We start from the raw sequence: 12,309 nt of genomic DNA, 5'->3' as shown, positions 1-12,309 counted from the left end.
GGGTGGGGGCCCTTCCCGTTTGCGTACGTCAGTGGCCCGCGGCGTGCGAGGCGGAGCCCGACGGGGAAGCGCCCGCGCTGCCCGAAGGGGACCCGGACGGGGAGCCCGAGGCGGAACCGGAGGCGCCGGCCGACGGGGAGCCCGACGGGGACCCGGACGGGGAGCCCGACGGCGTGCCCGAGGGGGAGCCGGACGGGGAGGCGCCCGTGGCGGGGGCCGCGGTCGGGCCGAACGGGGCCCACGCGCCGGTGGCGGGGACCACGAAGGCCTGCAGCTCGACGCCGCCCGTGCTGCTCAGCTGGAAGACGACGTCCTGCACTTCGCCGTCCCTGGCGGCCACGGAACCGTCCTCGATCACGGCGGAGGCGTTGCCCTTGCCGCCGATCACCACGTAGCCGAGGGCCGGCACGGTGATCTTGCCGGAGCCCTCTGCGGGCTTCAGCGCGACCTTGCCCTTGCCACCCGGGAGGGTGATGGCGTCCAGGGTCTGCGCCTTGGTGCCGTTGTTGAAGAGCGTCGCCGAGACGACCGCGGGGCCCTTCTCGCCCTTCTGGCCCTGGGTGATCACCAGTGCGTTCTGGACCTCGATGTCGCCCTTGGCGGCGGCGGCGTTGTCCGGCTTGATCTGGAGGGTCTGCGCGTCGTTGCCCGCACCGCATGCGGCCAGCGAGGCGATCGAGAACACGACGGCAGTGGCGGCGAGGGCGCCGCGTCGAAGGCTGCGGCTCACGGCGGCGGCAACTCCTTGGACGAACGGAAGGGGCGGGTGGTCGCTCGGAGCGGCCGAGGTAAAGCCGCTCTAAGGGTGTGTCAGCGCGCTTAGGTTACCGAGCCGCCGCCCCGCCCCCGCACCCGACCCTCCGCAGCGGAGCCGCCACCCTGGCAGCGCCCCGCGATCTTGCATTCCGCTCGCCGTTCACCATCCCGTCCACCATCTCGTCCACCGCGCCGATCTTGTGGCGCTCGCATATCGCGCGCCGGACCCCGTTGATCAATTTCGGGATTCCCTCGAACGCCTCTCCGTGATCAATTCGGGATTGGGCCGGAACCCGCCCGGCAGGGGCGGTCGCCAGTCGATCGGAGTAGTTCGGTTTCTCGACTCGGAAACCGGCAAAACGGGACGTACGTCACACGGATGGGGGTGCCGGGCAGGTGTGGCGTGGCCCTTTCGCCCGGTCCGCGCAGCGCCCCCGACCTGCGAATACCCCCTTCCGGAAGCCCTCCGCAGCACGTTCCTGTTGCTGTTGTCAAGCCCCGAGATGTGCCCTGACCTGCGAAAACGCCATTCATAACAGTCAGTTCTCGTGTTACCCTGGATAGCCACGGAAGGGGTACCTGTCACATGACGTTCAAGGTTGGCGACACCGTGGTCTATCCCCATCACGGGGCCGCGCTGATCGAGGCCATTGAGACTCGTCAGATCAAAGGCGTGGACAAGACCTACTTGGTGCTCAAGGTCGCCCAGGGCGACCTGACGGTTCGTGTGCCTGCGGACAATGCGGAGTTCGTCGGCGTTCGCGACGTAGTCGGCCAGGACGGGCTGGACCGGGTCTTCGAGGTGCTTCGTGCACCGTATGCCGAAGAGCCGACGAACTGGTCCCGGCGCTACAAGGCAAATCTGGAGAAGCTCGCTTCTGGCGATGTCATCAAGGTCGCCGAAGTGGTGCGTGACCTGTGGCGTCGTGAGCGCGAGCGCGGGCTTTCCGCGGGTGAGAAGCGCATGCTCGCGAAGGCACGCCAGATCCTGGTGAGCGAGCTCGCGCTCGCTGAGAACACGAACGAGGACAAGGCCGAGGCCCTCCTCGACGAGGTGCTCGCGTCCTGACGCGAGACCCCGTGCACAGCTTGCCGCGGTGCCCGATGACAAGGTCTCTCCTCCACGAGAGGCCTGTTGCCGGGCGCTGCGGCATGTCTGTATCCGTACCTCTTGTCCTTACTGCCTGACTGCCACCATCGCCGCCGTCGCGAGGGCGTGCCGGGCCCGGGCAGCCTGCTCGACCGGTCGTCACGGAAGGGGCGAGGGCGTCGCACCCGGCACCCTTCAGGCCATACCCATGACGGCCGAAGTCACAAACCTGGCTCGGAGCTACTGATGTCTGACGTAACGCGTCCCCACCGCACCGCCGCGGTGATCCCGGCCGCCGGCCGGGGGGTACGCCTCGGTCCGGGCGCCCCCAAGGCCCTGCGGGCCCTCGGCGGCACCCCGATGCTCATCCACGCCGTCCGCGCGATGGCCCGCTCCCGCGCGGTCTCCCTCGTGGTGGTCGTCGCCCCGCCCGCCGAGGCCGCCGAGGTGCGCCTGCTGCTCGGCGAGCACGCGCTGCCCGAGCGCACCGAGCTGCTGGTCGTCCCCGGCGGGGACACCCGCCAGGAGTCCGTACGCGCCGGACTGGACGCGCTGCCCGCGGACGTCACCTCCGTACTCATCCACGACGCGGCCCGCCCGCTCGTCCCCGTGGACACCGTGGACTCCGTCGTGGAGGCCGTGCGCGACGGAGCGCCCGCCGTGGTGCCCGCCCTGCCGCTGGCCGACACGGTCAAGGAGGTCGAACCCGGCAGGCCCGGCGAGGCGGAGCCGGTCCTCGGCACGCCCGAGCGGGCCCGGCTGCGCGCCGTCCAGACCCCGCAGGGCTTCGACCTCGCCACCCTCCTGCGTGCGCACGCCGAGATCGCCGTCGACGGCGAGGGCGCCACCGACGACGCGGGCATGGTGGAACGGCTCGGTGTCACCGTCGTGGTGATCCCCGGCCACGAAGAGGCCTTCAAGGTCACCCGTCCGCTCGACCTGGTCCTCGCCGAGGCCGTACTCGCCCGCAGGAGGGCCACCGATGGCTACTGAGCCGACCGCTTCGACCACTGCTGCCGCCCCGCTGATCCCGCTCGTCGGCATCGGCACCGACGTGCACGCCTTCGAGACCGGCCGCGAGCTGTGGTGCGCCGGCCTGCTCTGGGAGGGCGAGGACGGCCTCGCCGGCCACTCCGACGGTGACGTCGCCGCCCACGCGGCCTGCGACGCGCTCTTCTCCGCCGCCGGTGTCGGTGACCTCGGCGCGCACTTCGGCACCTCCCGCCCCGAGTGGTCCGGCGCCGCCGGCGTCACCCTTCTGGCGGAGGCGGCCCGTATCGTCCGCGCGGAGGGCTTCGAGATCGGCAACATCGCCATCCAGGTCATCGGTGTCCGCCCGAAGATCGGCAAGCGGCGCGAAGAAGCACAGAAGTCGCTCGCGGCCGCGGCGGGCGCCCCCGTCTCCGTTTCCGGCACCACCACCGACGGGTTGGGGCTCACCGGCCGCGCCGAGGGCCTCGCCGCCATCGCCACGGCCCTCGTGTACCGGACGAACCGGGCCTGAACCCCCGTAGCGGCCGCACATCTGCGCAACAAAGGTGCCCCGGGTCCCGAAAGGGTCGCGGGGCACTGCTACAGGGCCACTACCCTGGATGCCGTGACTATTCGCCTGTACGACACCAGCGCCCGGCAGATCCGCGACTTCACCCCGCTCACTGCGGGCTGTGTCTCGATCTACCTGTGTGGCGCCACGGTGCAGGCCGCCCCGCACATCGGGCACATCCGCTCGTACCTGAACTTCGACGTCATGCGCCGCTGGTTCGCCTACCGCGGCTACGACGTGACCTTCATCCGCAACGTCACCGACATCGACGACAAGATCATCGCGAAGGCGGCCGAACAGGGCCGCCCCTGGTGGTCCATCGGCTACGAGAACGAACTGGCCTTCAACTCCGGCTACGACGCGCTCGGCTGCCTGCGGCCGACCTACGAGCCGCGCGCCACCGGGCACGTCCCCGAGATGATCGAGATGATGCGCGGGCTCATCGAGCGCGGTCACGCGTACGAGTCCGAGGGCAACGTCTACTTCGACGTGAAGTCCTTCCCCGGCTACCTCTCGCTCTCCCGCCAGGAGCTCGACAACATCCGCCAGCCGGAGAGCACCGGCGAGACCGGCAAGCGCGACGCGCGCGACTTCGCCATGTGGAAGTCCGCGAAGCCCGGCGAGCCCTCCTGGGAGACCCCGTGGGGCCGCGGTCGCCCCGGCTGGCACCTGGAGTGCTCCGCCATGGCGCACAAGTACCTCGGCCAGGCCTTCGACATCCACGGCGGCGGGCTCGACCTGATCTTCCCGCACCACGAGAACGAGATCGCCCAGGCCCAGGCCTTCGGTGACGAGTTCGCCAAGTACTGGGTCCACAACGCCTGGGTCACCATGTCGGGCGAGAAGATGTCCAAGTCGCTCGGCAACTCGGTGCTCGTCTCCGAGATGGTCAAGCAGTGGCGCCCGATCGTCCTGCGCTACTACCTGGGCACCCCGCACTACCGGTCGATGATCGAGTACAGCGAGGAGGCCCTGCGCGAGGCGGAGTCGGCCTTCGCCCGGATCGAGGGCTTCTACCAGCGCGTCGTCGAGAAGGCCGGCGGTCCCGTCGAGCCGGCGGTCGAGGTCCCGCCCGCCTTCGCCGAGGCCATGGACGACGACCTGGGCGTCCCGCAGGCGCTCGCCATCGTCCACACCACCGTCCGCCAGGGCAACAGTGCGCTCGCCGCCGACGACAAGGACGCGGCCATCGCGCGCCTGTCCGAGGTGCGGGCCATGCTGGGCGTCCTCGGCCTCGACCCGCTCGACCCCCACTGGGACGGCGGGAACGGCTCCGACCGGGGCGAGGAGCTCCACGGCGCCGTGGACACCCTCGTACGGCTCGTCCTGGAGCAGCGCGAGTCCGCCCGCGGCCGCAAGGACTGGGCGACCGCCGATGCGATCCGCGACCAGCTCCAGCAGTCCGGGCTGGTCATCGAGGACAGCCCGACGGGCCCGCGCTGGACGCTCGGCCCCCGCTGAGCCCGGCCCCGGCCCGAGACCGGCCGACCGAGCTTGGTGTGCCGCCCGGCGCTCCGGGCGGCACACTCTTCATACGTACATACCGCAGCACCAACGAAAACAGGTAGAAGTCATGGCCGGGAACAGCCAGCGCAGGAACCGCCGCACGTCCAACAAGAAGGGCGCGACGGTCGGCAGCGGTGGCCAGCGGCGCAAGGGCCTGGAAGGCAAGGGCCCCACGCCCAAGGCCGAGGACCGCAAGAAGCACAAGGCGAACCGCATCAGCAACGCCATGGCCCGGCAGGCCGCCAAGCGCCGCCCGGCCCCCCGGCGCGGTGGCCCCAAGGGCACCAGCGAGATGGTCGTCGGCCGCAACCCGGTCTTCGAGGCGCTGCGCGACGGAGTTCCCGCCACCACGCTGTACGTCCAGCAGTTCATCGACAACGACGAGCGCGTCCGCGAGGCCCTCCAGCTCGCGGCCGAGCGCGGCAACATCAACCTGATGGAAGCCCCGCGCCCCGAGCTCGACCGGATGACGAACGGGCTCAACCACCAGGGCATGGTCCTCCAGGTCCCGCCCTACGAGTACGCGCACCCCGAGGACCTCACCGCGGCCGCCTACGACAACGGCGACGACCCGCTGATCGTGGCCCTCGACGGCGTCACCGACCCGCGCAACCTCGGCGCGATCGTCCGCTCCGTCTCCGCCTTCGGCGGCCACGGCGTGGTCATCCCCGAGCGCCGCGCCGCCGGCATGACCGCCGGTGCCTGGAAGACCTCGGCCGGCACCGCCGCCCGTACCCCGGTCTCGCGGGTCACCAACCTGACCCGTGCCCTCCAGGACTACAAGAAGGCCGGCATCACCATCGTCGGCCTCGCCGCCGAGGGCGAGCACTCGGTCAACGACCTGGAGGCGCTCGGCGGCCCGGTCGTCATCGTCGTCGGTTCCGAGGGCAAGGGTCTCGGCCGGCTCGTCGGCGAGAACTGCGACTACCTCGTGCGCATTCCGATGCCGGGCGGCGCCGAGTCGCTCAACGCCGGTGTCGCCGCGGGCGTCGTGCTGTACGAGGCGGCCCGCCGCCGCGCCGTCCGCGGCCGCGTCTGATCCACCCCCAACTGATCCACTTGGCTCAGGGAATGTGACCCGTGAGCGTGTCACCCCGCCCGATTCGGGCGGGGTGGCTTGATCTTGACGGGTCTCGGACACATCACTGACGTCAAGGCAGTGTCCTAAACACTGATCACTCGGTTAGATGAGTGTGGACACCAGAACGTCAGGGTTCGACGACCAGCCCGCGCTGAGCATGGTCAAGGTGCCGTGCGATCCCGCACAGGTCATCGTCAACCACGCCAGCTTCCGCGTGCGGCTCGCACCGAGCCCGAGCGCGCGTTCCAAGCCCGCGAAGGCCCCCGGCCGCGCACCCGTCCTGGGTGGCGCCGTGGTGGCGGCCGCCGGGGCCACCCGCCGCCGGGCCCCCGTGGTCTGGAGCGGCAAGTCCGACGCCGGCGACGCCGCGGCCATGGGCGGACTGCTCCAGGCCGTCCGCGAGGCCGGCCGGGGGCACGACGAGTACGACGGCGGCGCCACCCAGGTCATCCCGCGCATCGACCTGGCCCACGACCTGGCCGAGGACACCGTCGCCACGCCGACCGTCATCGGCCAGCGCAGCTACGGGGACCCGGCCGAGACGCGCCCGCTGACCGCCGTACGGGACCTGCCGTACCAGGAGCCGCCCGGCTCCGGGTCCGGCGCGGACTCCCGCCGGGCCGGCCCCGACACGCGCGGGCAGGCCTCGTACTATCCGGGCCGCCGGATGAACCTCGGCGTCGTGCTGCTCCCGCTGCGCGTCTTCCTCGGTTTCATCTCCATCTACGCCGGCATGGGCAAGCTGTGCGACCCCGTCTACTTCGACGGCGGCGAGCGCGGCTCCATGGTCACCTGGCTGCACACGCTGAACCCCTGGGCCCTCGCCGAGCCGCTGCGCGACTTCGCGCTGGCGCACCCGGTGGGCGCGGGCCTGAGCGTGGCCTTCGTCCAGGTCATCGTGGGCGTGCTGACGGTGTTCGGCCTGTGGCAGCGGTTCGCCGCCTGCTTCGGGGCGCTGCTGTCCGCCGCGCTGCTGATGACGGTGAGCTGGAAGACCGTCCCGGCCTACGACGCGCCCGACATCATCTACCTCGCCGCCTGGAGCCCGCTGATCATCGCGGGCGCCCCGGTCTACTCCCTCGACGGGAGGCTCGCCGGCGAGGCCTGGCGGACCCTCGGGCCGCGTTCCGAGATCTGGCGGCTGCGGCGGCGCGTGCTGCGCCGCGGGGCGGTCATGGCCAGCGTGGTGTGCGGGCTGACCCTGCTCATCGGCTCGCTCCTCGGCGGGGCCGTCCGTTCCTCCACCGTGGTCACCGTGCCCGGGCCGGGCGAGGCCCCCAGCAACTACCTGCCGGGCCGCCCGCTGCCGCAGGAGCCGGCCCGGCCGAAGCCGGGACAGCAGCAGTCCTCGCAGCCGCCGACCAAGTCGGCGTCGCCCTCGGCGAGCGCGACCGAGCCCGCCGCGAAGTCCGGGAAGACGGCCTCCGGCAGCCCCACCAGGGGGACTTCGGGGACGCGCTCCGAGTCGCCCGCCGCGACGCGGGGCACCACCGGCAAGCAGACCCCGCGCAGCGCCCCGCGGCAGTCCTCCTCGCCGCGGCAGCCGTCCTCCTCGGCGGGGAGCAGCACGGGTGGCGGGGCTCCGGCTCCGAAGCAGCCGGGACTGATCGGCGGCCTCATCGGCTGACGCCGGTACGGGAAGAGCGGGGCCCGGCACGCACGAGCGTGCCGGGCCCCTTCGCGTGTGCCGCGCGCTCCGCGTGTGCCGGGCCCTTTGCGTGTTCCGGGCCCGCGGAGCCGCGTACGGGCGGCGGGGTGGGGGCGGCGGGGTTGGTGGGGTGCGGGCCGGGAAGGGCTTCAGCGGCCCGTCTGCGCCGCCAACTCCCGTGCGGCCTCGGTGAGGTCCTTCGCCGTGTCGATCGCCCGCCAGTAGGCCCCCTGGGGCAGCGGGAAGCCCGCGAGGCGCCGCTCACGGGCCAGCCGCGGGAAGGTCGTACGCTCGTGGTCGCCCAAGTCCGGGAGCAGCGCCGCGAATTCGGCGCTGAAGACGTACACCCCGGCATTGACGAGGTACGGCGACGGCGGGGCCTCGATGAAGTCCAGTACGTGCCCGAACTCATTGGTCTCCACGACGCCCCACGGGATCCGCGGCCGGGCCAGCGCCAGCGTGGCCACCGCGTCCCGCTCGGCGTGGAAGGCGGCCATCTCGCGGAGCGAGAAGCGGGTCCACACGTCGCCGTTGGTCGCGTACCAGGGCCGGTCGGGGTGCGGGAGGCGGCGCGCGGCGTACTTGAGGCCGCCGCCGCGGCCCAGCGGCTCCTCCTCGACCACCGTGGTCACCCGGAGCGGCAACCGGGCCCCGGCCAGCCACTCCTGGAGCACTTCGGCGAGGTGTCCGCAGGAGACCACGGCGTCCGTGACTCCCTCGGAGGCCAGCCACGCCAGCTGGTGCCCGATGATCGGCACGCCCGTCCCGGGGATCTCGACCATCGGCTTCGGACGGTCGTCCGTGTACGGGCGCAGCCGCGAACCCTGGCCGCCCGCCAGGACGACGGCCTGGGTGGGGGCGGCGGGGAACGCGGCTGCGGAGGGGGCGGAAGAGTCGGATCGGTGGTCGTCGGTCATGGCGGCCAGCGTAGGGAGGTGGCGCGGGTCAGCCCATGGAGGCGACGCCGGAGGCGTACGAGGTGTCGCAGACGGGACGGGCGAAGGACTGGGCCTTCGTCGGGCCGTACGCGTCGACGGCGGCCCGCCCCAGCGCCCGCGCGATCCCCACGCAGTGCTCGGCGAGCGAGGGCCGCTTGTTCACCTCTTGCTGGAGGTGGGTGAGGACGTCGTCCGGCCGCCCGCCCTGCTGCAGTTCGCCGACGAGCTGCTCGCGCAGCACCTCGTGCGCGGCGCGCGGCTTCGCGGGGACGGAAACGTCCTCGGCGGCGGCGGTCAGGACCTGGGAGGACGAGGTGTCCGCCCAAGGGACCATGGTGACCGCGAGGGTCCCGGACAGCACCAGGACGACGGGCAGGACCAGGGCGAGGGAACGGCCGATACGGCGGGCAGTGTGGGTCACGAGGGCGAGAGTAGCGCTCGGTGAAGATTTGGCGACATTTAGTCACCCTGTCGGGGGATGGTTCGACGTGGTTTTTCGAATTAGGGGTTGACGGTTGGGGCCGAATGGCCCGGTCTGCCGGGGTTCCGGCCGCCACGGACCCCGGGCAACGGACGCCGGAGGGGCGCCCCTTGACGGGACGCCCCTCCAAACCTGCTGAACCGCGCGGGAGCTGCTACTTGGACAGCCGCTCGCCGGAGGAGGTCGAGAAGACGTGGATCTCGTCCGCGCGCGGCACCACGTGGAGGCTGGAGCCCTTCTCCGGGACCTGCCGGCCGCCCACGCGGACCACGAGGTCCTGCGAGCCCTCGGCGGTCGCGGTGGAGCCGTAGACGTAGCCGTCGGCGCCGAGTTCCTCGACGACGTTCACGACCATGGTCAGACCACCGGTCTCGGCGACGTCGAAGTGCTCGGGGCGGACGCCGACCGTGACGGTGCGGTCGCCCGCGTCGGCGGCGGCGGACAGCGCCTCGCGCGACACCGGGACGACGCTGTCGCCGAACTTCACGCCGCCGTCGGTGATCGGGACCTCGACCAGGTTCATGGCGGGGGAGCCGATGAAGCCGGCGACGAAGAGGTTGGCGGGGCGGTCGTACATGTTGCGCGGGGTGTCGACCTGCTGGAGCAGCCCGTCCTTGAGCACGGCCACGCGGTCGCCCATGGTCATGGCCTCGACCTGGTCGTGGGTGACGTAGACGGTGGTGATGCCGAGGTCGCGCTGGAGCGCGGCGATCTGGGTGCGGGTGGAGACCCGGAGCTTGGCGTCGAGGTTCGACAGCGGCTCGTCCATGAGGAACACCTGCGGCTTGCGCACGATGGCGCGGCCCATGGCGACGCGCTGGCGCTGACCGCCCGAGAGCGCCTTCGGCTTCCGGTCGAGGTACTGGGTGAGGTCGAGCATCTTCGCCGCGTCCTCCACCTTCTTGCGGATGGTGGCCTTGTCCTCACCGGCGATCTTGAGCGCGAAGCCCATGTTGTCGGCGACGGTCATGTGCGGGTACAGCGCGTAGTTCTGGAACACCATCGCGATGTCCCGGTCCTTGGGCGGCAGGTGCGTGACGTCGCGGTCACCGATGCGGATGGCGCCGCCGTTGACGTCCTCCAGGCCGGCGAGCATGCGCAGCGAGGTGGACTTGCCGCAGCCGGACGGGCCGACGAGGACGAGGAACTCGCCGTCGTGGATCTCCAGCTCCAGCTGGTCGACGGCGGGCTTGTCGCCGCCGGGGTACAGCCGGGTCGCCTTGTCGAAAGTGACAGAAGCCATGGTGATGAATCCCTTCTACCGGCAGGAACGTGCCGGACGATCCGAGTGGAAGGTCTAGTCCAGTAATCGGACTTCCGCCCGACGCTACCTGCCGGAACGGCTTCTGTCAGCACCTGGGGCGTGCGTCGGTGCTCACGTGGGCGCGTTCAATGCGATGGCCCGGGGATTCGCGTGCTGTGTAGAGTGATGGCGGCTTCGCGCGCAGTACACACGGGCAGGCCGTGCCTCCTTAGCTCAGTCCGGCCAGAGCAACGCACTTGTAATGCGTAGGTCGTCGGTTCGAATCCGACAGGGGGCCCCAGACAGCCCCAGGTCCCGATCTTCGTGACCTGGGGCTTTGCGTTTACCGGATCTTGCGACGGCGCCGTGCGCGGGCCGCTCGGGTCCTCTCGGTCTCAGTTCTGGTCTCAGACGTGGGGTCCGGGCCGGGCATGAAGGTCTCGCCCATCCGGCGCATGGCCTCGCGCGAGAGCTCCGATCGCCCCTTCACGTAGCGCCGCGTCTGACTGATCTGGGTGTGCCGAAGGATCTCCATGATCGTCGGCATGTCCACGCCCAACTCATTGAGGATCGTCCCGGCCGTGTGACGGCTCCCGTCGTGCTGGCGACGGTCACTGATGCCCGCCTCGTCGAGCAGCTCCTTGAACTCGGCCCAGTCGGCCCGAGGGTCGAGCGGCCGGCCGTCGGGCCGTGTGAACACCGCTCCGCACTCCTCCCACAGCTCCCCGGCGGCCCGGCGCTGCTCGTCCTGCTTCGCCTTGTGCTCCAAGAGGTACGGCAGGAAGGGCGGCGGGATCGGGACGGGGTTCTGGCTCTTCTTCGTCTTGGGCCGTGTGAAGGCGAGCCCTCCGCCCTTCCGGTCGGGGCAGGTGCTGGCGTGCCGGCGGCAGGTCTTGGGGCACGGCTGCGGGCAGCCGCGCTTGTACCCGTTGTGTGCCGAGCAGTCGGGCGGGCAGGCCTCGAACCGGTGGAGCCGGGCGCCGCAGCCGTGCGCGTCCTTGCAGCCGTGCTTCCAAGTGAGTCGCTGGAGCTGCCAGGCCGGGTGGAACAGCCCCTGCTCCAGGTCGACGTAGGGCCAGCGCAGCCCCAGAGCCTCGCCCTGCCGGAACCCCATGCCGACGCCGATCGCCCACCGCATGAACGTGGGCCGCTTCGCGGCGGCTGCGAGGAAGGCCTTGGACTCCTCCCGGGAGAACGGGTTGGCCTCGGTCTCATCGACGGACGGCGGGTCCACGAGCGTGGCGACGTTCTCGTTGATGATCCGGCGCCGGTGGGCGATCTTGAGGGCGCGGGACAGGATGCGGTGCACCTTGACCACGTGCGACGGGGCGTGGCCCTCGTCGAGCATGACCGCGTACATGGCCTCCAGATGCTCGGGCGCGAGCTTGTCGAGACGGTGCTTGCCGACCCCGGGGATGATGTCGTTGCGGGTCTTCGACCAGTAGTCGTCCAGCGACCGCGGCTTCAGCTTCAGGCTCGCAATTGTCGTCAGGTAGGTGTCCATCCACTGGGCGACGGTCGGCTTCCGACCTGCCTTCGTGGCCCGGCCCTCGTCGCGCTGCTTCTCCAACTCGCGGACCTTCCTGGCGACCTCGGTCTTGGTCCTGGCCCGGCGGTGCCGGCGGTCGGGCCCTCCGTCGGGCTTCACGCCCATCGTGACGCGGCCGTGCCACCACCCGTCGCTGCCCAGGTAGATGGACGACTCCATGTTCGGCTTGCGGGGACTCATGTGCTCCTCCATGCGGAAGGCGGCCCCCGGGGATGTCCCGGGGGCCGCCTCTGGCTGCGCTGAGATCAGATGGACTGCGGCTGGAGCTGGGCGGCGAAGGCGTCGAGGTCGGCTCGGCGGATGCGGCGGGCCCGGCCCAGCTTCACGAAGGGCAGCTCGCCCGTGGCCATCAACTCGTAGACGGTGGAGCGGCCGAGCGAGAGCAGCTCGGCGGCTGCCTCAACCTTGTAGAGCACCCGGTCGATGGGCTGTGCGGCGGTGGTCACTGCTCATGTCTCCTTGGTGATCGAGCGT

Annotated in this window: 12 protein-coding genes and 1 tRNA gene; 7 read left to right on the top strand and 6 right to left on the bottom strand. The window is 71.2% G+C overall.

All coding sequences use genetic code 11. The features are described from left to right. Positions 1–28: 28 nt before the first annotated feature. The gene (locus IE257_RS30815) at positions 29–730 is read right to left on the bottom strand and encodes a DUF461 domain-containing protein (RefSeq protein WP_189973145.1); all 702 of its coding nucleotides are present in this window, start codon (positions 728–730) and stop codon (positions 29–31) included. Positions 731–1,342: 612 nt separating this feature from the next. On the opposite strand from IE257_RS30815, the gene IE257_RS30810 reads away from it, so the two are divergent. From IE257_RS30810 to IE257_RS30785, 6 genes are all read left to right on the top strand, one after another. Next, entirely contained in the window at positions 1,343–1,825 is a 483-nt protein-coding gene (locus IE257_RS30810) for a CarD family transcriptional regulator (RefSeq protein WP_003953493.1), read from the top strand. A gap of 267 nt (positions 1,826–2,092) precedes the next feature. After that, positions 2,093–2,839 (top strand): 2-C-methyl-D-erythritol 4-phosphate cytidylyltransferase, encoded by a 747-nt coding sequence (gene ispD / locus IE257_RS30805; protein WP_189973144.1) that lies wholly within the window; start codon positions 2,093–2,095, stop codon positions 2,837–2,839. Next, positions 2,829–3,350, top strand: coding sequence for a 2-C-methyl-D-erythritol 2,4-cyclodiphosphate synthase (gene ispF, locus IE257_RS30800; protein ID WP_189973143.1), 522 nt, complete (start codon positions 2,829–2,831; stop codon positions 3,348–3,350). Before ispD ends, ispF begins: the two co-directional genes overlap by 11 nt. A 93-nt stretch (positions 3,351–3,443) precedes the next feature. Beyond that, entirely contained in the window at positions 3,444–4,850 is a 1,407-nt protein-coding gene (gene cysS, locus IE257_RS30795) for a cysteine--tRNA ligase (RefSeq protein ID WP_189973142.1), read from the top strand. A 112-nt stretch (positions 4,851–4,962) separates the two neighbouring features. Next, positions 4,963–5,934, top strand: coding sequence for a 23S rRNA (guanosine(2251)-2'-O)-methyltransferase RlmB (rlmB, locus tag IE257_RS30790; protein WP_189973141.1), 972 nt, complete (start codon positions 4,963–4,965; stop codon positions 5,932–5,934). 148 nt (positions 5,935–6,082) lie between these two features. After that, a complete protein-coding gene (locus tag IE257_RS30785; protein ID WP_189973140.1) occupies positions 6,083–7,603 on the top strand; it encodes a DoxX family protein in 1,521 nt (506 codons plus the stop codon). A gap of 170 nt (positions 7,604–7,773) precedes the next feature. Here IE257_RS30785 and IE257_RS30780 read toward each other — a convergent pair whose 3' ends face one another. The 3 genes from IE257_RS30780 to IE257_RS30770 all read right to left on the bottom strand — a co-directional run bounded on the left by IE257_RS30780 (position 7,774) and on the right by IE257_RS30770 (position 10,286). Further along, the gene (locus IE257_RS30780; protein ID WP_189973139.1) at positions 7,774–8,541 is read right to left on the bottom strand and encodes a nucleotidyltransferase family protein; all 768 of its coding nucleotides are present in this window, start codon (positions 8,539–8,541) and stop codon (positions 7,774–7,776) included. A 28-nt stretch (positions 8,542–8,569) separates the two neighbouring features. Then, complete coding sequence (locus IE257_RS30775; RefSeq protein ID WP_189973138.1) at positions 8,570–8,983, bottom strand: hypothetical protein; 414 nt, start codon at positions 8,981–8,983, stop codon at positions 8,570–8,572. Positions 8,984–9,197: 214 nt separating this feature from the next. Further along, positions 9,198–10,286, bottom strand: coding sequence for an ABC transporter ATP-binding protein (locus IE257_RS30770; RefSeq protein WP_189973137.1), 1,089 nt, complete (start codon positions 10,284–10,286; stop codon positions 9,198–9,200). A 223-nt stretch (positions 10,287–10,509) separates the two neighbouring features. On the opposite strand from IE257_RS30770, the gene IE257_RS30765 reads away from it, so the two are divergent. Next, positions 10,510–10,587, top strand: a tRNA-Thr gene (locus IE257_RS30765). 42 nt (positions 10,588–10,629) lie between these two features. Here IE257_RS30765 and IE257_RS30760 read toward each other — a convergent pair. After that, the gene (locus IE257_RS30760; protein WP_189973136.1) at positions 10,630–12,015 is read right to left on the bottom strand and encodes a tyrosine-type recombinase/integrase; all 1,386 of its coding nucleotides are present in this window, start codon (positions 12,013–12,015) and stop codon (positions 10,630–10,632) included. 65 nt (positions 12,016–12,080) lie between these two features. Further along, complete coding sequence (locus IE257_RS30755) at positions 12,081–12,281, bottom strand: helix-turn-helix domain-containing protein (protein ID WP_189973135.1); 201 nt, start codon at positions 12,279–12,281, stop codon at positions 12,081–12,083. Positions 12,282–12,309 lie beyond the last annotated feature (28 nt).

Source organism: Streptomyces avidinii (genome assembly GCF_014650695.1).
Classification (GTDB): domain Bacteria; phylum Actinomycetota; class Actinomycetes; order Streptomycetales; family Streptomycetaceae; genus Streptomyces; species Streptomyces avidinii.
This window is presented reverse-complemented; position numbering and strand designations above follow the sequence as displayed.